This window comes from Micromonospora krabiensis (assembly GCF_900091425.1).
GTDB lineage: Bacteria > Actinomycetota > Actinomycetes > Mycobacteriales > Micromonosporaceae > Micromonospora > Micromonospora krabiensis.
The window spans coordinates 6,468,111-6,489,953 of record NZ_LT598496.1 but is presented as its reverse complement, the minus strand read 5'-3'; the positions used below and the strand labels follow the sequence as shown (position 1 = coordinate 6,489,953).

The following is a 21,843-nucleotide window of genomic DNA, read 5'->3' as shown; positions in this document are numbered from 1 at the left end:
GCCACCGGAGCGCGGTCGTCAGCGGCCCGACGCCCGGCGGTCACTCGTTCGCGGGCGGCCTCCGACGGCGTCACCCGGTCCTCGGCACCCGTCCCCGGCGCGGCGACGGGCACGCCGGATGAACAGCCGGTATCCCGACCGGTGGTCGGACCCGGCCGAACCGTCCTGGGTGTTCGAACCGACCCACGAGTGGCATCCCCAGTTCCCCGGCCAGCGTTACCCCGGGGACATCGGCGTCCAGCACGCACCGCCACCACCGCCGCGCGGACGGGCCAGCGTCGTCGGCCGCACCGACGTGCCGCCGCTCGCCCCGACCCGCCCCGACGGCACGTACGTGGGTCGATCCTGGGCCGACGAGCCGTTCCCCGAGGAGGACTGGGACGGCCGCCACGACAGCCGGGCCGGGCAACGCCACGACGACGAGCCGTACCGCCGCCCGCACGCCGAGCCCACCTGGTCCGAGGAGCGCCCGCCGGCCCGCCGCCCCGCGTCGGACGGCCGCACCGAGTGGGCCGACCGCCGCTCCCGCGGCGAGGACCGGGCCGCCCGGGACAACGGCTGGCACCGCGAGCCGGGCCATGACCGCCAGGAGCCTCGCCCGTCCCGGTCCGAGCCGGTGGGCCGGAGCCGGCCGCCCTCGCCCGCCTCGCCCGTCTCCCCCGGCCCTCGCCCCGAGCCCGGGTGGATGACCGAGCCGGACGAGGAGCCACCGACCCGCCGTCGGGACGGCGCCGACCGGGCATCCGCCGGCCACGACCGGCGCCCCCCGGAGACGACCGGCCGCACCCGCTACCCGTGGGGTCAGGCCGAGCGGGACCGGCGTCCCGACGACCCGTACGGTGACGGCCGGGACCTGCCCGGGCCGCGCGGCGGGCAGCCACGCCCCGACGACCGGCCACACCACGCCGACCACGACCCCGCCGCGAGGCAGCGGTACGCCGAGGACCGGGGACGGCGGCCCGAGCCGGACCGCGCCGGTCACTCCTGGCACGAGGACGACCGCCACCCCGACCAGAACGGACGTCCGCGTCAGACGTCCGAGCCGCGGTACGACACCGACCGCCGTCACGACACCGACCGCCGCCCGGATGCCGACCCGCGGCAGCGGCCGGAGTGGCACGGGTCCGACCCGCGCCGCCAGCCGCCACGCGAGTCGGCCGGACGGACCGAGCCGTACGTCGACCGGCGCCCGCCCGTCGACGCGTACCGGGAGCGACGTCCCCAGCCGGAGCACGACGACGTGCTGCCGTGGCCGCCGCCCGGCCCGGTGCGTCCGGACCGGAGCCGGGAGGCCGCACGCCACCCGGAGCCGCGGCCGGAGCGGCAGCGCCCGGCCGAGCCCGGCGGCCCCCGGGGCGCCCGCCCCGAGCCACCGTCCCGCCACGACGATCGGTGGAGCGGGGTACGGCCGGAACGCGCACCGCGCAACGAGGAGCCGCACCCTCCGACCGTTCGCCGTCCCGGCCCGGGCGCGCCCATCTCCGGCCCTCCGGTCTCCCCCGCCGCCGGCCACAGCCCACACCCCGGCGCGCCCGTCTCCCCCGCCGCCGGCCACGGTCCCTTCCCCAGCCCGGTCTCCCCGGCGTCCGGGCACGGTCCGCACCCCGGCAGGCCGGTGTCCCCGGCGGCGGGTCCGGTCTCGCCGGCTCCGGCCACCCCGACGTCGGCGGCGCCGGTGTCCCCGGCGCCCGGCGCACCCGTCTCCGGCGCACCCGCACCCGGGGTCGTCCGCCCTGACGCGACCGGGCCCGCGCGCCGGTCGCCCGCTCCTCCCGACGACCCGTCGCCGGTGTCCGGTCCGCCGGCCGCCCGGCTCCGCATGGAGTTCCGTCCCGCCCCGACGGAACCCCCGCTCGGAACGCCGCCGGCGGCCGCCGGACGCCCGGACCCGGCCCGCCCGGGCGGGCCACCGCCGCGCTACCCGGCCGCGCCGGTCGGCGACGCCGCCCCGCCCGCCCCGTACCGCCCGGCGCCGGTCGCGCCCCCGCACGCCGAGAATCCGTCCCCCGCCGCACCCGGTGCTCAGCGCCCGACCGCGCCCTCTCCGGAGACGTACGGCCGCGCACCGGAAACCCGCCGGGGCGCACCGGACAGCGAGCAGCCCGCATCGATGCCCCGCGCCGGCCACCACGGCACGCCCCACCCGGAGGCGTACCGGCCCACCGCTGCGGCCGACCGGGCGACGCCCACGCCGGACCGACGCGACGGCGCCGCATCCCCGGTCGACCGTCCGATGTCCGCCCCGCCGGACCCGCACCCGCGCGGCGGTGCCGCGTCCCCGGTGGACCGTCCGATGTCCGCCCCGCCGAGCTACCGGCCGCCAGCCGCCGGGCCGCCCGGGGATCAGCCCGGTAGCCCGACCGCGTCCGCCGAGTCGGCGCCGCCGATCACCCCGGGGCGTCCCCGGGTGTACGTCCCGCCACCTCCGTCGGACCCGCCCACGCCGGCCTTCCCGCCGGAGGCGGGGCGGACCGGTGTGAGCGGCACCTGGTTCGGAGCCGGACCGTCGGACGCGTCCGGCTCCGGCCGGGAGGACGCGTCCACCGCCGAACGGAGCGGGTCGACGCCCGTCTCGGCACCGCCGGTCGACGCCGACCGCGAGACGGGTGTCGGGGCCGGCACCGGAGTCCCACCATCGGCCCGCCCGACGTCCGCGCCGCCCGCCGACGCGACGCCCGGCCGGCCGGGCGCGGTCCCGCAGGCGGGGGGCGACCCGGGCGTCGCCGAGCGGGAGGAGGTGCGCACCACTCGTCCGGTTTCCACACCGCCGGCGCACCCCGTCTCCGGGCCACCGGCGCACCCGGTCTCGGCGCCGCCGGCCTACCCCGTCTCCGCGCCGCCCGCCCAGCCGCCCTCCGGTGTTACCGCGGACCCGGTCTCGGCACCGCCGGCTTACCCGGTCTCCGCACCGCCGGCGTATCCAGTCTCGGCACCCCCGGCCTATCCGGTCTCGGCGCCGCCGGCGCATCCCGTCAGCGGACCGCCGGCCCACCCGGTCTCGGCACCGCCGGCGCATCCCGTCAGCGGACCGCCGGCCCATCCAATATCCGCACCGCCGAACTACGCGACCCCGGCGTCGGCCGCCGCGCGGCCCGCACCGGAGGTCGAGCCCGACGCCCGTCCGGTGTCCGGCCCGCCGGCCGCCATCGACCCGGTGTCGGCACCGCCGGCCGCCATCGAACCCGTGTCCGCACCACCGGCCGCCATCGAACCCGTATCGGCACCACCGGCCGCCGGCGAGCCGGTGCTTCCCGCTCCGCGTGAGCCGGTGGCCGGCGCGTTGCCGTCTCCCTCGCCGGACGCACCGCCCCGCCCCGACGACACTCCGCCGGGCACCGCGAACGCTTCGGTGCCCTCGCCAGCGCGGCCCGTCTCGGCTCCGCCGGTCACCCTGACGTCGGAGCTCACGGCAGGGCCGGCCGCCACACCGCCGGTCGGCCCGGAGGCGTCGGCGCCCGGCGCCGACGACCCGGCGGACGACTCGGTCGACCCGGGCGCCGATCCACTCGGCGAGGACCGGCCGGTCGTTCCCGACACCCGCGCCGCCGCGCGTCCCGCATCGGACCCGCTCCCATCCCCGCACTCCGGGCCGGAGGCGACGTCCGACGCACCGACATCCACCGTGGACACACCAACGCCGGCGGACCCGACCCTGGCCGCACCGGTCTCGGCTCCTCCGGCCCGGCCCGTGTCCGGGCCGCCAACCGCCCCGACCGACGCACCGACCTCCGGGTCGCCCGTCGGATCGGTCTCCGGTCCGCCGCTCGCCACGCCCGACCTGTCCTGGCGGGACGAGTCGTCGGGCCGGTCACCGGCCGCCTGGCCGGACGAATCCGCGCCGGTGTCGGCGCCGCCCGCCGATCGGCGCGACGACCCCGCACCCGGGTCACCGGCACCCGTCGACGGGGCCGAGGAGCCGACTTCCCCACCGACGCCGCCCACCTCAGGATGGGACGACGGCACAGCCCCGACCGAGGCCGACGAGGCGACACCCGCGCGCGGAGCCGAGGCTCCGGTGCCCACCCCGTCCGCTGCCCCCGTGTCCGGACCACCCGCCGAGCCGGTGTCCGCGCCACCGGCCGGCCCGGTGTCCACGCCTGCGGCGACCACCGACGCGGCGGAGCCCGAGGGCGAGACTCCGGTCGAGACGCCGACGCCGCTCAGCCCGGCCGAGCACGGCGACCCGGAGCAGGTGCTGGCGGGCTACCGCTGGCAGTTGGACCCGGAGACGCTCCGCGAGGTGGCGGCGGAGCCGGACGAGCTGCGGACGATCCGGCGACGGTTGGGCGAGAAGCTGGACGCCTCCGCCGACAACCGGGCCCGGGCCCGGCTGCTCAGCCTCCGCGCGGTCGTGTCGCGGATCGTCGGCGACCTGGACGACGCGCTCGCCGACGGCCGGCTGGCCCTCACGTACGCGGAGGCGACCGGCGAGCTGCGTCGGATCGCGCTCGCCCGGGCCCGCCTGGCGGAGGTGCTGCGCTGGCGCGGCGACTTCCTGGAGGCCGACCAGCTCTTCACCCGCGCGACGTCGACGGAGCTGCCCGACCGGCTGCGGGCCGCGCTGCACGAGCACACGGCCCGGTGCAGTTACGACCAGGGCCGGTTGATGGAGGCCTGCCACCACTTCGAGCGGGCGCTCGACCTGCGGGGCGAGGGCGACCCGGAGCTGCTGGCCCGCGTGCGGGTCGGCCTGGACGCGGTCGCCGAGCGGGCCGCGGAGCGGGGCTTCGGGCCGTACCCGCGAAGCCGGGACGACATCCTGGAGCCGGTCCGACCCCCGGCGCCCGCGCGCGACGGCGGCCTCTGGGGGTACGCGGACCCGAACGGCGACCTGGTCATCCCGGCCCGGTACGCGGAGGCGCAGCCCTTCCGGGAGGGGCTGGCGTGGGTGCGGCGGCCGGACACCGACCGGTGGTCGTTGATCGCGCTCACCGGTACGACGGTGGTCGAACCGTCGTTCCTGGCGGCACGTCCCTTCTCCGACGGGCTGGCCTGGGTGGTGCGGGACGGCACCGCGGGCTGGCAGGCCGTCGACCCCACCGGCGACGTGGTGGTCCCGCCCGGCTTCGCCGACGTACGCCCGTTTCAGCGCGGGGTGGCCGCGGTGCGCCGGGAGGGCTGGGGCGCGGTGGACCGCGCCGGACACCTCGTGGTGCCGACCCGCTACCACTCGCTGCGCACCGAGCTGGCGGACGGCCGGTACGTGGAGGGGTTCACCGACGAGGGTCTGGCCGTGGTGGAGGTGGGTGGTCGTCGCGGTGTGGTGGACCGTTCCGGCGCGGTCGTCGTGCCGCCGGCACATCCCGCGCTGGTGATCCACCCGGTCGCGTTCCTGGTGACGGCGGGCAACGGCCGGTGGGGTGCCCTCGATCGGCGCGGCCGGCCCCTGATCGACCCGGTGCACCACAGCCGCGCCGAGTTGGTCGAGGAGATCGACCAGCTGCTCACCGACGCCACGCCGGTGCTCTGAGGTCGACCACGACGGGCGGTGGCTCCGCCCACGACCGCCCGACGCGGGCACGCCGTCCGGCGTCGCCGGGCGTAGGGTCGGGCTCATGGAATTCCGTCACCTGGGCCGTTCCGGCCTGATGGTCAGTGAGATCTCGTACGGCAACTGGATCACGCACGGCTCACAGGTCGAGGAGGACGCGGCGTTCGCCTGTGTGCGGGCCGCCCTCGACGCCGGCATCACCACCTTCGACACGGCCGACGTCTACGCCGGCACCCGCGCCGAGGAGGTGCTCGGCCGCGCGCTGGAGAGCGAGCGGCGCGAGGGGCTGGAGATCTTCACCAAGGTGTACTGGCCCACGGGCCCGGGCCGCAACGACCGGGGCCTGTCCCGCAAGCACATCATGGAGTCGATCAACGGCTCGCTGCGCCGGCTGCGCACCGACTACGTGGACCTCTACCAGGCCCACCGGTACGACTACAGCACGCCGCTGGAGGAGACGATGGAGGCGTTCGCCGACGTCGTCCACTCCGGTAAGGCGCACTACATCGGCGTCTCCGAGTGGAAGGCGTCGCAGATCCGGGAGGCCCACCAGCTGGCCCGTGAGCTGCGCGTGCCGCTGGTCTCCAACCAGCCGCAGTACTCGATGCTGTGGCGGGTCATCGAGACCGAGGTCGTCCCGACCAGTGAGGAGCTGGGCGTCGGCCAGATCGTCTGGTCGCCGATGGCCCAGGGTGTGCTCAGCGGCAAGTACCTGCCGGGCCAGCCGCCGCCGGCCGGCTCCCGCGCCACCGACGAGAAGTCGGGGGCGGGCTTCATCGCGAAGTTCCTGACCGACGACGTGCTGACCCGGGTGCAGCGGCTGCGGCCGCTCGCCGACCAGGCGGGTCTGAGCATGGCCCAGTTGGCCATCGCCTGGGTGCTGCAGAACCCGAACGTCTCCTCCGCGATCGTCGGCGCGACCCGTCCGGAGCAGGTGCACGACAACGTGAAGGCGGCGGGTGTGAAGCTCGACGCCGACCTGCTGAAGGCGATCGACGAGGTCATCGACCCGATCACCGAGCGGGACCCGGCGAAGACGGAGAGCCCGGCGCAGCGGCCGTGAGCCGTCCCGGTCCGGTCGGGCGCGGTGCCGCGCCCGACCGGACCGGGGTCAGCCCCGCCAGAAGCGGATCAGGTCGAACCCGGTGGCGTAGAGCCACGAAGGCAGACCCAGCGCGTCGCCCACGGCGAAGACCGCGCCGAAGAACCAGCCGCTGATCCGCGGGTTCCACAGCAGCGCGAAGAGCAGGATGAAGCCGTACGGGGCGAACAGGTCGTACATCCTGCGCCACTGCGGGTTCAGCCACGGCTGGATCATGTTGCCGCCGTCCAGGCCGGGCACCGGCAGCAGGTTGAGCAGGCTCGCGGTGAGCTGGAGGAACGCCAACAACGCCACGCCGGCCCAGAACTCGATCGACCCGCCGGTGCCGGTGCCCACCCGCAGCGCCAGCACGAGCAGCAGCGTGAACAGCACGTTGGTGGCCGGCCCGGCGAGGCTGACCAGGCTGTGCCGCAGCCGGCCCGGGATCGCGTGCCGGTCGACCCAGACCGCGCCGCCGGGCAGGCCGATGCCGCCGAGCAGCACCACCAGCACCGGCAGCGCGATCGACAGCAGCGGGTGGCTGTACTTCAGCGGGTTGAGCGTCAGGTAGCCGCGGTGCGCGACGCTGCGGTCACCCGCCCGGAACGCCACGATCGCGTGCGCGTACTCGTGCAGGCAGAGTGAGACCAGCCAGCCGGAGACCACGAACCCGAACACGGCCAGCCGGACGTTGCCGACCTGGTTCCACGCCAGCACGCCGGTGGTGACGAAGAGCGCCACCAGGGCCAGGAAGACGGGGCTGGGCCGGAACGCCGCCCGGGGCACACCGAGCAGCAGCGAATCCCCGCCCGGGCGGTCGTACGCCATCACTCGGCCGTGGGCAGCAGGCTCATCCGGTATTCCACCCGGTCGTCCTCGACGAGCGCGACCGAGGTGACGCCGGACGCCGCGAGCTCGCGCCAGGTCTGACCGATCCACGATTCGGCATCGGCCTGGCTGCCGAACGACTCCGCCGGTCCCTGCACCGACTGGCCGTCCGTGCCCTCGTACCGCCAGCTCCACGCCATGCCGCGTCTCCCCTCGCCGCCGTAGTCCCCGTGGGACGAACCCCCGCAAGCGTAGTCGGCCCGGCCGACGACGGTCGCTCGCTCACGTCCCCGGGGTTGACCGACGCGTCGGCGCCGGCCGGTAAGTTGACCCGGTGCTGACTCGGGGAGTGCTGCTCGGTGACCGGTACCGGTTGGACGAGCGGGTGGCGACGGGCGGGATGGGCGCGGTCTGGCGGGGCACGGACGTCCTGCTGGAACGCGAGGTGGCGGTGAAGGTCCTGCTGCCGTCGCTGGTCGCCGATCCCGAGTTCACCACCCGGTTCCGCGCCGAGGCGCGGATGCTGGCCGCCCTGCGGCACCCCGGCGTCGTCGCGGTGCACGACGTCGGCCAGGCCGTCCTCGCCGACGGCGGCCGCGTCGACTACCTGGTGATGGAGTACGTCGACGGCGAGCCGCTGGGCGGCTGGATCGGCCGTGCCGGCCGGCTGGACGCCGCGTCGACCATGTCGGTCGTGGCGCAGGCCGCCGACGCGCTGCACGCCGCCCACCTCGCCGGCATCGTGCACCGCGACGTGAAGCCCGGCAACCTGCTCGTCAAGCCCGACGGTCGGGTGGTGCTCGTCGACTTCGGCATCGCCCGGTCGCGGGCCATGGCCGGCCTCACCGCGGCCAACATGGTGCTCGGCACCGCGTCGTACATGTCGCCGGAGCAGGCCGCCGGCCAGCCGGTCTCCAGTGCCGCGGACGTCTACGCGCTCGGCGCCGTCGCCTACTTCTGCCTCGCCGGGCAGCCGCCGTTCGTCGGGGAGAACCCCCTGGAGGTGGCGCTGCGGCATGTCCAGGACGAGCCGGCGCCGCTGCCGCCGGGCACCCCGCCGGCGGTGGTCGAGCTCGTGGCCCGGGCCATGGCGAAGAGCCCGGCGGACCGGTTCGGCAGCGCCGCCGAGCTGGCGCGGGCCGCCGCCGAGGCGCGCGACGCGACCCTGGCCACCATCCCCGTCTCGGCCCGCCCGCCGTGGGCGCTCGCCGGCCCGGCCCCGGCCGGCCCACCGGTCGCCGCCGGGCTCGACCACGTGCCGGCCCCGGCGGCCGCGTCCCCACCACCGGCGACCGGTACGCCCGGCGGCCCGGTCAGCCCCGCCGCGCCCCGGCCCGGCGGCCCGGTCAGCCCCGCCGCACCCCCGGTCGCGGCGCCGTCGACCCGCGCACCCGGAGGTTTCCGCGCCCCGGTCAGCTACTCCACGGGCAGCGCGCCGGTGGCGGCGGCCGCCCAGCGCGACGCCGCGACGCCGACGGCGCGTCCGGCCACCATGGACGGTCCCGGGCCGGCCGGTCACCCCGGCGGGATGCCACCGTGGGCGCCCGCCGGGCCGGTGGACACCCGCGAGGACCCACGAACGGGGGCACCGGCCGGGCGCCGACGGGGCCCGCTGGTCGGGGCCGCCGTCGTCGTCCTCGTCGCGGTCGTCGCCACGGTCGCCGTGCTCGCCACGCGTGGCGGCGACGAGCCGGACCGGACCGCCCCGGCCCTGGCCGGCGAGTCGACGCAGGCGCCGCAGGCACCACCGGCGCCGGAGCCCGAAGCGACGACCTCCGGCGGCGGCCCCGCGGCCACGCCAAGCGGCACCCGGCCGGCGCCCTCCGCAACCGGCGGCACCCCGGGTCGGCCGAGCGAGCCGGCCGGCGGCGCTCCGAGCACCGGGCCCACCGGCGGCACCAGCGCCCGACCGACACCGACGACCAGCAGCGCGAAGCCGGGCAAGCCCAACCCCTACACGGCGGCGCAGGTGTGCGGCTCCGGTTACCAGGTGATCGACTCGGCGACGCTGACCAGCGGCGGCCAGCGCACCGGACGGGTCTACCTGCTCTACCACGCGGGGACCGGCACCAACTGCGTGGTCACCCTGAAGGACACCGCGGTCGGCACCCGCACCGCCGTCTCGGCGTACCTGGAGGTGCAGGGCAAGGCGCGCACCACCGACAGCGGCTCGTTCGACTACTACGCCGGGCCGGTCCGGGCCCGCGCCGCCGGGGTCTGCGTACGCTGGGGCGGCGCGGCCGGCGGGGACAGCTACGGGAGCCCCTTCGAGCACTGCGACTGACCGCCCGGGCCGGCAGGCGACGACCCCCCGCCCGGCCGTAAGGTACGGGCATGTCGGTTGACGGGTGGAACACGGTCCTGGTGCTCGGCGGCATCCGGTCCGGCAAGTCCGAGTTCGCCGAGTCGCTGGTCAGCGACGCGCCGGTCGTCCGCTATGTGGCCACCGCGCCGGAGGGCGACCCGGACGACACCGAGTGGGCGGCCCGTCTGGCGGCGCACCGGCAACGGCGCCCGGGCAGCTGGACGACCGAGGAGACCGCCGGTGACCCGCGCCGGCTGGCCGACGTCGTCGCCTCCGCCGCGCCGAACGAGACCCTGCTGGTCGACGACCTCGGCGGCTGGGTCACGGTGCTGCTGGACCCGGCGCACCAGCCGGCCGACGACACCGCGACCATCGACGAGCTGGCCGCCGCGGTCCGCGGCTGCGCGGCCCGGCTGGTCGTGGTCAGCCCGGAGGTCGGCCTGTCCCTGGTGCCGACGACGCCGCTGGGCCGGGCCTTCACCGACGCCCTCGGCGCCGCCAACCGGGCCGTCGCCGACGCCTGCGACGCGGTCGTCCTGGTGGTCGCCGGCCAGCCGGCCTGGCTCAAGCGTGCCGCCGCGACCGTGCCCGTCGCACGCGGCGCCGCCGGCCCGGAGGTGTCGGCCGTCGCGCCGCCGGCGGTGAACGGCGCCGCCCTGGAGCCGACGCCCGAGCTGGTCAGCCTTCCCGACGTCCGGACGCCCGCCCCGCCGGCACCGCCGGCGGAGAGCGCCACCTCGTGGGCCGCACCGACCATGGCGCTACCGATGGTCGCGACCGGGCTGGTGATCCAGCCCGGCATGGAGCTCCCGATGCCCGACGAGTACGCCGGCCCGCAGGCCGTCGAGCGGCTCGCCACCCTCGACGTCCCGGGCGCCGGGCTGGGCGTGCTGGAGCAGGTCGTCAACTTCGCCGCCGCCACCCAGGGCACCCCCACCCCGGCCGCGTGGTCGTCGGTGCGCGTCCTGCTGCTCAACGGTGACCACGGCGGCGGGGCCGCCGCCGGCACGGTGCCCGGTGACTCGGCACGGCGGGCCGGGCAGGCCCGCGCCGGCCGCGGCGCCCTGGCCCGGCTGGCCGCCGAGAGTGGGGCGACCCTCCAGGTGGTGGACGCGCCGACGGCCGGCCCGATCGAGGCCGAGCCGGCGCTGACCGGGGAGCAGGTCGAGTCGGCGCTGCGCTACGGCTGGCGGCTGGCGGAGGAGGCGGCCGAGGCCGGCGTACAGCTGCTGGTGCTGGCGGCCTGCGGCGCCGGCACCGAGGCGGCCGCCGCGGCGGTGCTCGCCGCCACCGCCGGCGCGGAACCCCCGGCGGTCCTCGGCCGGGTGGTCACCGACTCCGGCGAGATCGACGACGCGGCCTGGATGCGGCGCTGCGCCGCCGTCCGCGACGCGCTGCACCGCACCCGCCGCTCGCCCCGGGGCGCCAAGGAGGTGCTGGCCGAGCTGGGCGGCGGCGACATCGCGATCGCCACGGGTGTGCTGCTCGGCGCGACGGCCCGTCGCGTACCGGTGATGCTGGACGGGCCGGTCGGGCTCGCCGCCGGCCTGATCAGCCGCGACCTGGCCGGGCAGGCCCGGCACTGGTGCCTGCTCGCCGACCACGGCGGGGATCCGGCCAGCAAGCTGGCCGCCGACGTGTTGGGCCTGACGCCGGTGCTCGACCTACGGCTCGACCTGGGCGAGGGGGCGAACGCCCTCGTCGCGCTGCCGATGCTGCGTTCCGTGCTGGCGCTCGCCGCGGCCCTGCCGACCCACCCGTCGCTGACCGGCGGCACGGATCGTGACGACGAGGGCGCGGACGAGGTCGGCACCGACGAGCCGGACTTCGCCGAACCGGAGCCCGCCGGGCCGGGGCCCACCAGCACCGAGCCGGAGGAGCAGCGCGCGGACCCGTCGGGCTCGCGTGCCGGCTGAGCCGACGCTCGCCGCCGGGGCACGGCTGGCGCTGACCACGTTCACCACACTGCCGGTCCGCGCGGGCCGGATCGACCGGACGGTGGCGGGCACGGCGATGACGCTCGCGCCGGCGGTCGGCGCGCTGCTCGGCGCGCTCCTGGCCGGCGTCCTCCTGCTCCTGGCCGTGGCCGCTCCCCCGCTGGTCGCCGCGGGAGTGACGGTCGGCGTCGCCGCGCTGCTCACCCGTGGACTGCACCTGGACGGTCTGGCCGACACCGTGGACGCGCTCGGCTCCTACCGGCGCGGCCCCGCCGCGCTGGAGATCATGAAGAAGCCGGACGTCGGCCCGTTCGGGGTGGTCGCGCTGGTGGTCGTCCTGCTGGTGCAGGCCGCGGCACTCGCCGACCTCGCCACGCGGCCCGGCCCGGCGGTCCTCGCGGCGGTGGTCACCGCCACCGCCGCCGGCCGGCTCGGCGTCACGCTGGCCTGCCGGCGGGGTGTGCCGGCGGCCCGGCCCGAAGGGCTGGGCGCGCTGGTCGCGGGCACCGTCGCACCGCTCACGCCGGTGGTCGGCGCGATCGCCGTCGCGCTGGTCGCCCTCGCCGCCGTGCCCGGCCGCCCCTGGCAGGGGCCGCTCGCCGTCGTCGTCGCGCTCGCCGTCGCGGTGCCGCTGCTGGCCCACGTCGTACGCCGGCTCGGCGGGATCACCGGCGACGTCCTCGGTGCGACCGTCGAGGTGGTCACCACGCTGGTCTACCTGGGACTGGTGCTGTCCGGCTGAACGGTCCCCGGCCCGCCGGGTAGCGTTCGGCTCGACAGCACCGGCGCAGCCGCCACCCGGGGGACGACACATGCTCATCACGGACGACTTCCTGCCCGTTCCGGTCCCGGAGTCGCTCAACGCGACCTACCTGGTGCCCGTCAAGGGCCTGCCGAGGGTCAGCACGAAGAGCGCCGTGGCGGGGCTCGCCGGTCGGCTCGCCGAGCCGGTGCACGGGCTCGCCCGGCAGATGCTGGACAGTCCGCTGATGAGCGTGGACACCCGGCCGATCGGCGAGTTCCCGGAGCTGCCGCCGGACCTGCTGACCGCGTTCGGCGCCACGGAGGCGCAGCTGGACCGGCTGGCCGCCGCCACCCACCTGGTCGTGGTGCAGGCGGAGTACCGGCCGGGCTGGCCACCCGCGCACGAGTGGGCGGCCCGGGCGGTGGCGGCGGCGGTCGCCGAGTCGGTCGACGGGGACGTGGTCGACGTGTTCGGGCTGCAGTTCCTCGCCCCGGACGCCGCGCTGCGCTCCCTCCCCGACGAGCAGGGCCGGATCCGGCTGGTCGACTGGATCCTGGTGCCGTACTCCTCCGACGCCGACGGGTTGTGGTTCACCACGAAGGGGCTGCGCCGCTTCGGCCTGCTGGAGCTGCAGACCCAGGGCGTGCCGGACCACCTGACGCGGGCGTGGGGCGCGGTCATGACCGGTACCGCCCGGCGGCTGCTGCGCGACTGGACCGACGGGCTCGCCGGTGAGGAGGTGCCCGCGTTCGTGCAGCTGCCGGTGCTGGCCACGGTGACCGGGCACGACATCGCCGTGGCGTACGGCAACCCGGAGCAGCACGGCGCCACGGCCCCGGTCCTGCTGCGCCTGGAGCTGGACCCGGCCACCGACCCCGACGCCGACTCGTTCCTCAGCCTGCGCCCACCTCCCGGGCACCCCGGTCCGGACGGCCGCTACTACGCGGCGGCGTGCGCCACCCTGTTCGCCGGGATCCAGCCCGACGTGCGTTACGCCCGCCCGGGGGACGCGATGAGCAAGGCGATCGCCACCGCCCGCGCCGGGCTGGAGGGGATCCGCGCCCGCTTCGTCGACGGGCAGCTGCCTCGGGAGTCGCAGCTGGTCGTCAAGTACGGCCTGCCCGGCGACGACGGCCCCGAGTACGTCTGGGCGGGCGTCACGTCCTGGGAGACCCCGGAGCGGATCGTCGGGGTGAGTGCCAGCGACGCCGCCACCGACCCGACCGTTCGGATCGGCGCCCCGGTGGTGGTCGAGACGGCCGACGTCGTCGACTGGGCGCTGCTGGACGGCACCGGCGTGGTGGAGGGCGGCTGGACCCAGGCCGTCCTGGACGCCGGCCAACGCCCCCACACCGACAACTGACCCTGTCCCCTCAGCCCCGGGCGTCCCCGGCCCTGCTCACGCTTGTTGATCAAGAGGTTTGCGTCACCATCGGCGCGATCCGTGACGCAAACCTCTTGATCAACGGGGTTCAAGACCCCCGGGGACGGGTTACTTCACCGAGGGGGTGACGAACGGGGGGCGGGTGACGCGCATCTGGGCGCGGCGGCCGCGGATGTCGACCTCGACCAGGTCCCCGTCGGCGAGGTTCGCGGCGGTGTCCAGCAGCGCCAGCGCGATGCCCTGCTTGCGGGTCGGCGAGAAGGTGCCGCTGGTGACGGTGCCGACCGCGGCGTCGTCCACGTGCACGGTCATGCCGGGGCGGGGGATCGCCCGGTCGACGGCCTCCAGGCCGCGCAGCGTACGCCGGGGACCGGCCGCCTTCTCCGCGCGCAGCGCGTCCCGGCCCCAGAAGGCCGGCTTGTCCCAGCCGACCGCCCAGCCCGACCGGGCCTGCACCGGGGTGATGTCCAGCGACAGGTCCTGACCGTGCAGCGGGTAGCCCATCTCGGTGCGCAGCGTGTCTCGGGCGGCCAGCCCGCAGGGCAGCAGCCCGTACGCCGCGCCGGCGGCGAACAGCGCGTCCCAGACGGTCACCGCGTGCTCGGCGGGCACGACCAGCTCGAAGCCCAGCTCGCCGGTGTAGCCGGTCCGGCAGACGGTCAGCTCGACCGGCCCGGCGGCGCCGTCCAGGGTGGCCGCGGAGAAGCTCATGTACTCGTGCGCGGTCGGCAGGCCGAGTGCGGCGAGCAGCTCCCCCGAGCGGGGCCCCTGGACGGCGAGCACCGCGTACGCCTCGTGCTCGTCGGTGACCGTGACCGACGGCGGCGCGGCGGCGCGCAGCCGTCGGACGACCTCGGCGGTGTTCGCGGCGTTCGGGATGAGGAAGACGTGATCGTCGGCGTGCAGGTACGCGATGATGTCGTCGACCACCCCGCCGGTGGCGTCGTCGCAGGCCAGGGTGTACTGCGCGCGGCCCGGCCCGATGCGGCCCAGGTCGTTGCTGAGGCAGGCGTTGACGAACTCGGCCGCTCCCGGCCCGGCCACCCGGGCCTTGCCGAGGTGCGACACGTCGAAGACGCCGACCCCGGTGCGGACCGCCGTGTGCTCCCGGAGCACGCCGCCGCCGGCGTACTCCAGCGGCATCTCCCATCCCCCGAAGGGGGCGAACTTGGCGCCGGCGGCGGTGTGCCGCTCGTGCAGCGGGGAACGGCGCAGCCGGGTTGCGGCGGCGTCGGTGGTCACGTCGGTCATGGGTGGCAACTTACCGGGGCCGGAGCCGCTGGTTAGCATCGGCGGGACCCGCCGGAACCGTCGGCGGGACAGCCCCGACGTCCGGCGGGTAGGTTGCCGCCGAGACCTTCATCGCCGGTACGCGTCCCCGCGGCCGGCCCGGCCCGCCCGGAGTAGCTTCAGTGACATCGCCCCGCACCACCCTCAGCCTGGTCGACACCGACCCCGCCGAGCTCGCCGTCGACGCCATCGTGATCGGCGTGCACAGCCAGTCCGGAGAGCAGGCCGCCACCAGCGGCCTCGCCGGCACCCTGCTGCTGTCCAGCGGCGCGGAGAGCATCGCCGCCGCGTTCGACGGCAAGCTGACCGAGACGCTGGCGCTGCTCGGCGCGACCGGCGGGCCGGGTGAGGTGATCAAGCTGGCCACGCTGGGCACGGTCACCGCTCCACTCGTCGTCGCGGTCGGGCTGGGCGCCGAGCCGACCGGTGCCGCGCCGAACCCGGAGATCCTGCGCCGGGCCGCCGGCGCCGCGGTCCGGGCCCTCGCGGGCGCGCCGCGGGTGGCGCTGGCCCTGCCGCTGCCGGACGACGCCGACGCGGCGGCCGCGCTGCGGGCGGTGGCGGAGGGCGCGCTGCTCGGTGGCTACCGCTTCGCCGGCTACAAGACCCGGCCCCAGCCGACCCGCCGAGAGCCGGTGGCCGAGGTCCTGGTGTCCGTGCCGGACGCCTCCGACGCCACGGCGCAGGCCGAGGTCGCCCGCGCCCAGGCGGTGGCGGGTGCGGTCCGGCTCAGCCGCGACTGGGTGAACACCGCGCCGAACGAGCTGCGTCCGCCGGCGTTCGCCGAGGTCGTCGCGGCCGCCGCGCGGGAGGCCGGGCTGACGGTCGAGGTGCTCGACGAGGCGGAGCTGAAGGCCGGGGGGTACGGGGGCATCACGGCGGTCGGGCAGGGCTCGGAGGCCCCGCCGCGGCTGGTGAAGCTCACCTACACGCCGGAGGGCGGCGGCACGGGCAAGCGGGTGGCGCTGGTCGGCAAGGGCATCACGTTCGACACCGGCGGCATCTCGATCAAGCCGGCCCAGGGCATGTGGGAGATGAAGTCCGACATGGCCGGCGCCGCCGCGGTGGGCGCCGCGATGCTGGCCGTGGCCGCGCTCAAGCCGTCCGTGGCGGTGTCCGGCTACCTGCCGATGGCGGAGAACATGCCGTCGGGCACCTCGTACCGGCCGGGTGACGTGGTCACCATGTTCAACGGCAAGCGGGTGGAGGTGCTCAACACCGACGCCGAGGGCCGCATGATCCTGGGCGACGCCATCGCCCGGGCCTGCGCGGACGGCTGCGACTACCTGTTCGAGACGTCCACCCTCACCGGCGGGCAGGTGATCTCGCTGGGCAAGCGGATCGCCGGTGTGATGGGCACCCCGGAGCTGTGCGAGCGCGTCCGCGCGGCCGGCGACGCGACCGGCGAGCCGGCCTGGCCGATGCCGCTGCCGGACGACGTGCGCAAGGGCATGGACTCCGACGTCGCGGACATCTCCCAGGTCAACGCCGGGATGGACCGGGCCGGGCACATGCTGCAGGGCGGCGTGTTCCTGCGTGAGTTCGTCGCCGACGACGTGGCCTGGGCGCACATCGACATCGCCGGCCCCGGTTACCACTCCGGTGAGCCGACCGGCTACTGGACCAAGGGCGGCACCGGCGTTCCGGTGCGCACCCTGCTCCACCTGATCGACGACGTGGCCGCCAACGGCTGAGGCCCGCGGAGCCCACGCGCGTCACCGAAAGAGTGGCCGTTCCCCGCGGGGAGCGGCCACTCTCTCCGTGTCTGGGCCCCTCGCCGGGCGGGCTCAGTAGAGCTCGGGTCGGCGCTTGCGACGTTCGTTGAAGTCGCGCATGCGCTGCGGGTAGCCCATCAGGCGCACGTCGTAGACCGGGATCGCCATCCGGTGGGCGAACCGGCGGGCGCCGTCCGGCCCGTCGATCCGCCGGCGGGTCCACTCGCCGTCGTCGGCGATGAGCATCACGGTCGTCTCGGTGACCGTCGTGCGCGGCTCGATGTACGCCTCGACGCCGCGCCGGGTCCGGACGAAGCTCTCCAGATGCTCCAGATCCGCGCGGTCCGCCGCCCGGTCGTGGCTCGCGACCCGCGCCTGCTTGCGCCGCCGGAACAGCCCCACGGACCTCTCCCCCACAATCCGTCATCGACAACGGTGCCAAGAGTACGTGTCGGGGACGTGTCGTTGGGCACCTCACTACGCGCCCTGTGCCCGGTGGTGACAAGATGACCGAGGTGGGGTGTGCCCCGTGCGGCCCCTCCGGACCCCCGATGCATTGACGCGACCTGGGAGTTGGACGTGAGCGAGCCGAACGACGCAACCTTCGACATCGTGATTCTCGGAGGTGGGAGCGGCGGCTACGCGACCGCGCTACGCGCCGCCCAGCTGGACCTCTCCGTCGCCCTCATCGAGAAGGGCAAGCTCGGCGGCACCTGCCTGCACAACGGTTGCATCCCGACCAAGGCACTGCTGCACGCCGCCGAGATCGCCGACCAGACCCGCGAGTCCGAGCAGTTCGGCGTCAAGGCCGAGCTGGTCGGCGTCGACATGGCCGGCGTCAACTCGTACAAGGACGGCGTAATCTCCCGGCTCTACAAGGGCCTCCAGGGCCTGGTGAACGGCTCGAAGAACATCACCTTCGTGGCCGGGGCCGGCAAGCTGGTCGCCCCGAACACCGTCGAGGTCGACGGCAAGCGCTACACCGGCCGCAACGTCGTGCTGGCCTCCGGCTCGTACGCCAAGAGCCTGCCCGGCCTGGAGATCGACGGCGAGCGGGTCATCACGAGCGACCACGCGCTGGTCCTGGACCGGGTCCCGTCGTCGGCGATCGTGCTGGGCGGCGGCGTCATCGGGGTCGAGTTCGCCAGCGTGTGGAAGTCGTTCGGCGTGGACGTGACGATCATCGAGGCGCTGCCCCGACTGGTCGCCGCGGAGGACGAGGAGTCCTCGAAGGCGCTGGAGCGCGCGTTCCGCAAGCGGAAGATCAACTTCAAGGTCGGCAAGCCGTTCGAGAAGGTCGAGAAGACCGACAACGGCGTGAAGGTGACCATCGCCGGCGGCGAGACCGTCGAGGCCGAGCTGCTCCTGGTGGCCGTCGGCCGTGGCCCGAACACGGCCAACCTCGGCTACGAGGAGCAGGGCGTGACGATGGACCGCGGCTACGTCCTCACCGACGAGCGGCTGCGCACCAACGTGCCGAACGTGTTCGCCGTCGGCGACATCGTGCCCGGCCTGCAGCTCGCACACCGCGGCTTCCAGCAGGGCATCTTCGTCGCCGAGGAGATCGCCGGCCTGAACCCGGCCGTGATCGACGAGGCCGGCATCCCCCGGGTCACCTACTGCGACCCGGAGCTCGCGTCGGTCGGCCTGACCGAGGCGAAGGCCAAGGAGCAGTACGGCGCCGACAAGGTGAAGACCTACAACTACAACCTGGGCGGCAACGGCAAGAGCCAGATCCTCAAGACGACCGGCTTCGTGAAGCTGGTCCGCGTCGAGGACGGCCCGGTGGTCGGCGTGCACATGATCGGCGCCCGGGTCGGTGAGCTGATCGGTGAGGCGCAGCTCATCTACAACTGGGAGGCCTACCCGGCCGAGGTGGCGCAGCTCGTGCACGCCCACCCGACGCAGAACGAGGCCCTGGGCGAGGCGCACCTGGCCCTCGCCGGCAAGCCGCTGCACTCGCACGCCTGATCGAGAACTGATTCCGCGGCGTCCGGCGGCAGACGGGCGAGATCGCACCAGGGGAATGAAGGAGTCTTAGAACATGCCGGTATCGGTCACCATGCCCCGGCTCGGCGAGAGCGTCACCGAGGGCACCGTCACGCGGTGGCTCAAGCAGGAGGGCGAGACCGTCGAGGTCGACGAGCCCTTGCTTGAGGTGTCCACCGACAAGGTTGACACCGAGATCCCGTCGCCCGCGGCGGGCGTGCTGACCCGGATCGTGGTGGGCGAGGACGAGACCGCCGAGGTCGGCAGCGAGCTGGCCGTCATCGCCGGCGAGGGCGAGGATGCCGGTGGCGCCGCGCCGCAGCAGCAGGCCGAGCAGCCGGCCGCCGCGCCCACGCCGGAGCCGACGGCCGCCGCCGAGGGCACCGGCCCCGAGCCGGAGCAGGCCCCGGCCGCGCAGGCCCCCGCGGCCCAGGCCGCGCCGGCGCCGTCGGGCGGCGGCACCCCGGTCACCCTGCCGGCGCTCGGCGAGAGCGTCACCGAGGGCACGGTGACCCGCTGGCTGAAGCAGGTCGGCGAGACCGTCGAGGTCGACGAGCCGCTGCTGGAGGTCTCCACCGACAAGGTGGACACCGAGATCCCGTCGCCGGTCGCCGGCACCGTCCTGGAGATCAAGGTCGCCGAGGACGAGACCGCGCCGGTCGGCGCCGAGCTGGCGATCATCGGCACCGCGGGTGCGGCTCCGGCGGAGGCGAAGCCCGAGCCCACCCCGGCGCCGCAGGCGGCGCCCGCCCCGCAGCCCGAGGCGAAGCCCGCCCCGGCGCCGCAGGCCGAGGCGAAGCCGACCGAGCCGACCCCGGGCATGTCGTACAACGAGCCGTCGGCGGAGGCGGAGACCTCGGCGCGGCCCGTGCAGGCGGAGCAGCGGGCGGTGCCGGCGGCAGCCGCGCCCGCACCGCAGCGCCCGACGGCACCCGCCCAGGGTGGCGGCGAGGAGGCGGCCGGCTACGTGACCCCGCTCGTCCGGAAGCTGGCGAGCGAGCACGGCGTCGACCTCTCCTCGGTCAACGGCACCGGCGTGGGTGGCCGGATCCGCAAGCAGGACGTCCTCGACGCGGCGGAGAAGGCGAAGGCGGCCAAGGCCGCCCCGGCCCCGGCCGCTCCCGCCCCGGCGGCCGCCGCGGCGCCGAGCAAGCCGGCCGCGAAGCCGCAGCCGAGTGCCAAGCGCGGCAGCACCGAGAAGCTCCCCCGGATCCGCGCGGCGATCGCCAAGCGGATGCAGGAGTCGCTGCACGAGATGGCGCAGCTCACCACGGTCATCGAGGTGGACGTCACCAAGGTCGCCAAGCTGCGGGCGCAGGCCAAGGACGCCTTCCAGCAGCGGCACGGTGTGAAGCTGTCGTTCCTGCCGTTCTTCGCCCTCGCGGCGATCGAGGCGCTGCAGACCTACCCGATCGTCAACGCGCGGATGGACCTGGCGGGCGGGACGATCACCTACCCGGACGCCGAGCACCTGGGCATCGCGGTCGACACCGAGCGCGGCCTGCTGGTGCCGGTCATCCACAACGCGGGCGACCTGAACCTGGGTGGCATCGCGAAGCGGATCGCCGACCTGGCCGAGCGCACCCGGACCAACAAGATCAGCCCGGACGAGATCGCCGGCGCGACCTTCACGCTGACCAACACGGGCAGCCGCGGCGCGCTCTTCGACACCCCGATCGTGCCGTCGCCGCAGTCGGCGATGCTCGGCACGGGTGCCGTGGTGAAGCGTCCGGTCGTGGTCAACGACCCGGAGCTGGGTGAGGTCGTCGCCGTCCGGTCGATGGTCTACCTGGCCCTCTCCTACGACCACCGCCTGATCGACGGCGCCGACGCGGCCCGTTTCCTGGTCGCGGTCAAGGAGCGGCTGGAGGCCGGCAACTTCGAGGCGGAGCTGGGCCTGTCCTGACCCGCTGAACACGCCGGAAGGGCGCCCCGGGATCTCCGGGGCGCCCTTCCGCGTTCCACCACACCCCCCGGCCCGTCGGCGCTCCGCCCCCTCTCGGCGTTGATCAAGAGGTTCGCGTCAGGATCAGGCCGGATCGTGACGCAAACCTCTTGATCACCAGCGCGGGGCGTGGGCGCGCGGGGGCGTGGGGGCACAGGGGCGGGCGCGCGGGGGCGCGGGGTGGGTCAGGCGCGTAGGAGGTCTTCGGAGACCTGCCAGAGGCGCTCGGCGGCCTCCGGGTCCAGGGCGTACGGCGCGTAGCCGGCGCGGCTGCCCGCCTGGTTGGGGCCGGCCTCCTGGCAGTCCTCGAAGTACCGCCCGCCGATGCCGTCGAGCAGCGGCGACGTGGCGACCAGCACCGAGGTCGCGGCGCCCTGCTCGGTCGTCTTCCAGTACGCGGCACCACCGCCGCTGGCGGACCGCATCCGGTCCAGTTCCTCGTCGGTGATGTAGCGCTGGAGGTTGGTGCGGATCGCGCCCGGCATCAGCGAGTTGGTGAAGATGCCGTCGGCGGCCCAGCGCCGGGTCGCCTCGACGGCGAAGAGGACGTTGGCGGTCTTGGACTGCCCGTACGCCAGCCACGGGTCGTACTCGCGGCGCTCGAACTGGATGTCGTCGAAGACGACCGGGGAGCGCAGGTGCGCGGCGGAGCTGACCGAGACGACCCGGGCGCCGCCGGCCGCGGCGAGGGCGGGGCGCAGCCCGGTGGTGAGCGCGAAGTGGCCCAGGTGGTTGGTGGCGAACTGCATCTCCCAGCCCTGCGCGGTACGCATCTCCGGCGAAGCCATGATGCCGGCGTTGTTGACCAGGATGTGCAACGGGCCGTCCCAGTTGGCGACGAAGGTGGCCACGGAGGTCAGGTCGGCCAGATCCAGCGGGGCGACCAGGACGTGCTCGTTTCCGGTGGTGGCGGTGATGTCGGCGGCGGCCTCCTGGCCGGCGTCCGGGTTGCGGACGGCGAGGGTGACGTCGGCGCCGGCGGCGGCGAGGGCACGTGCCGTCTCGACGCCGATGCCGGAGGCGCCGCCGGTGACGACGGCTCGGCGGCCCGCCAGGTCGATGCCCTGGATCACCTCACGGGCGGTCGTGTCGCGGGTGAAGGGCGTGTTCACGCGTGTGCTCGTCATGATCCA

Annotated in this window: 14 protein-coding genes; 9 read left to right on the top strand and 5 right to left on the bottom strand. The window is 75.8% G+C overall.

Features of this window, described 5'->3' with window-relative positions:
• The first annotated feature begins 118 nt into the window (after nucleotides 1-118).
• Both GA0070620_RS34110 and GA0070620_RS29875 read left to right on the top strand, forming a co-directional pair.
• Nucleotides 119-5,470 carry a WG repeat-containing protein gene (locus GA0070620_RS34110; RefSeq protein WP_269456550.1) on the top strand — a complete coding sequence of 1,784 codons (5,352 nt, stop codon included), beginning with the start codon at nucleotides 119-121 and terminating at the stop codon, nucleotides 5,468-5,470.
• Nucleotides 5,471-5,555: 85 nt separating this feature from the next.
• Nucleotides 5,556-6,554 carry an aldo/keto reductase family protein gene (locus GA0070620_RS29875; RefSeq protein WP_091596444.1) on the top strand — a complete coding sequence of 333 codons (999 nt, stop codon included), beginning with the start codon at nucleotides 5,556-5,558 and terminating at the stop codon, nucleotides 6,552-6,554.
• A gap of 48 nt (nucleotides 6,555-6,602) precedes the next feature.
• On the opposite strand, the gene GA0070620_RS29870 is transcribed toward GA0070620_RS29875, so the two are convergent.
• On the bottom strand, nucleotides 6,603-7,400 hold the full coding sequence (locus tag GA0070620_RS29870) for a site-2 protease family protein (protein ID WP_091596441.1): 798 nt from the start codon (nucleotides 7,398-7,400) through the stop codon (nucleotides 6,603-6,605).
• Entirely contained in the window at nucleotides 7,400-7,600 is a 201-nt protein-coding gene (locus GA0070620_RS29865) for a hypothetical protein (protein ID WP_091596438.1), read from the bottom strand. The genes GA0070620_RS29870 and GA0070620_RS29865 overlap by 1 nt, the downstream gene beginning before the upstream one ends.
• A gap of 134 nt (nucleotides 7,601-7,734) precedes the next feature.
• Between GA0070620_RS29865 and GA0070620_RS34185 the strand changes: the two genes are divergently transcribed.
• The 4 genes from GA0070620_RS34185 to GA0070620_RS29845 all read left to right on the top strand — a co-directional run bounded on the left by GA0070620_RS34185 (nucleotide 7,735) and on the right by GA0070620_RS29845 (nucleotide 13,750).
• A complete protein-coding gene (locus tag GA0070620_RS34185) occupies nucleotides 7,735-9,684 on the top strand; it encodes a serine/threonine-protein kinase (RefSeq protein ID WP_091596435.1) in 1,950 nt (649 codons plus the stop codon).
• Between the two features lie 50 nt (nucleotides 9,685-9,734).
• Nucleotides 9,735-11,621: a bifunctional adenosylcobinamide kinase/adenosylcobinamide-phosphate guanylyltransferase gene (locus tag GA0070620_RS29855; RefSeq protein WP_091596432.1), complete on the top strand. Its 1,887-nt coding sequence runs from the start codon at nucleotides 9,735-9,737 to the stop codon at nucleotides 11,619-11,621.
• Nucleotides 11,611-12,384: an adenosylcobinamide-GDP ribazoletransferase gene (cobS, locus tag GA0070620_RS29850; RefSeq protein WP_091596429.1), complete on the top strand. Its 774-nt coding sequence runs from the start codon at nucleotides 11,611-11,613 to the stop codon at nucleotides 12,382-12,384. The genes GA0070620_RS29855 and cobS overlap by 11 nt, the downstream gene beginning before the upstream one ends.
• A 70-nt stretch (nucleotides 12,385-12,454) precedes the next feature.
• Nucleotides 12,455-13,750, top strand: coding sequence for a DUF2314 domain-containing protein (locus GA0070620_RS29845; RefSeq protein ID WP_091596426.1), 1,296 nt, complete (start codon nucleotides 12,455-12,457; stop codon nucleotides 13,748-13,750).
• A gap of 129 nt (nucleotides 13,751-13,879) precedes the next feature.
• Here the strand turns inward: GA0070620_RS29845 and gcvT are convergent, their stop codons facing one another.
• Nucleotides 13,880-15,022, bottom strand: a complete 1,143-nt coding sequence (gene gcvT / locus GA0070620_RS29840; RefSeq protein ID WP_091596423.1) for a glycine cleavage system aminomethyltransferase GcvT — start codon at nucleotides 15,020-15,022, stop codon at nucleotides 13,880-13,882.
• Nucleotides 15,023-15,183: 161 nt separating this feature from the next.
• Between gcvT and GA0070620_RS29835 the strand changes: the two genes are divergently transcribed.
• Nucleotides 15,184-16,755, top strand: a complete 1,572-nt coding sequence (locus GA0070620_RS29835) for a leucyl aminopeptidase (protein ID WP_091596420.1) — start codon at nucleotides 15,184-15,186, stop codon at nucleotides 16,753-16,755.
• Nucleotides 16,756-16,848: 93 nt separating this feature from the next.
• Here GA0070620_RS29835 and GA0070620_RS29830 read toward each other — a convergent pair whose 3' ends face one another.
• Entirely contained in the window at nucleotides 16,849-17,178 is a 330-nt protein-coding gene (locus GA0070620_RS29830; RefSeq protein ID WP_091596417.1) for a hypothetical protein, read from the bottom strand.
• Between the two features lie 177 nt (nucleotides 17,179-17,355).
• Here GA0070620_RS29830 and lpdA point away from each other — a divergent pair, with 177 nt between their 5' ends.
• Together lpdA and sucB are read left to right on the top strand one after the other, a co-directional pair.
• A complete protein-coding gene (lpdA, locus tag GA0070620_RS29825) occupies nucleotides 17,356-18,747 on the top strand; it encodes a dihydrolipoyl dehydrogenase (protein ID WP_091596415.1) in 1,392 nt (463 codons plus the stop codon).
• 73 nt (nucleotides 18,748-18,820) lie between these two features.
• The gene (gene sucB, locus GA0070620_RS29820) at nucleotides 18,821-20,671 is read left to right on the top strand and encodes a 2-oxoglutarate dehydrogenase, E2 component, dihydrolipoamide succinyltransferase (RefSeq protein ID WP_091596412.1); all 1,851 of its coding nucleotides are present in this window, start codon (nucleotides 18,821-18,823) and stop codon (nucleotides 20,669-20,671) included.
• Nucleotides 20,672-20,895: 224 nt separating this feature from the next.
• Here sucB and GA0070620_RS29815 read toward each other — a convergent pair whose 3' ends face one another.
• The gene (locus GA0070620_RS29815; protein WP_377519860.1) at nucleotides 20,896-21,837 is read right to left on the bottom strand and encodes an SDR family NAD(P)-dependent oxidoreductase; all 942 of its coding nucleotides are present in this window, start codon (nucleotides 21,835-21,837) and stop codon (nucleotides 20,896-20,898) included.
• Nucleotides 21,838-21,843: the final 6 nt, after the last annotated feature.

Excerpts from the sequence above, each read along its gene's own strand:
- GA0070620_RS34110 (WP_269456550.1), top strand. The coding sequence starts at position 119 with ATGAACAGCCGGTATCCCGACCGGTGGTCGGACCCGGCCGAACCGTCC.
- GA0070620_RS29875 (WP_091596444.1), top strand. The coding sequence starts at position 5,556 with ATGGAATTCCGTCACCTGGGCCGTTCCGGCCTGATGGTCAGTGAGATC.
- GA0070620_RS29870 (WP_091596441.1), bottom strand. The coding sequence starts at position 7,400 with ATGGCGTACGACCGCCCGGGCGGGGATTCGCTGCTGCTCGGTGTGCCC.
- GA0070620_RS29865 (WP_091596438.1), bottom strand. The coding sequence starts at position 7,600 with ATGGCGTGGAGCTGGCGGTACGAGGGCACGGACGGCCAGTCGGTGCAG.
- GA0070620_RS29855 (WP_091596432.1), top strand. The coding sequence starts at position 9,735 with ATGTCGGTTGACGGGTGGAACACGGTCCTGGTGCTCGGCGGCATCCGG.
- GA0070620_RS29845 (WP_091596426.1), top strand. The coding sequence starts at position 12,455 with ATGCTCATCACGGACGACTTCCTGCCCGTTCCGGTCCCGGAGTCGCTC.
- gcvT (WP_091596423.1), bottom strand. The coding sequence starts at position 15,022 with ATGACCGACGTGACCACCGACGCCGCCGCAACCCGGCTGCGCCGTTCC.
- sucB (WP_091596412.1), top strand. The coding sequence starts at position 18,821 with ATGCCGGTATCGGTCACCATGCCCCGGCTCGGCGAGAGCGTCACCGAG.
- GA0070620_RS29815 (WP_377519860.1), bottom strand. The coding sequence starts at position 21,837 with ATGACGAGCACACGCGTGAACACGCCCTTCACCCGCGACACGACCGCC.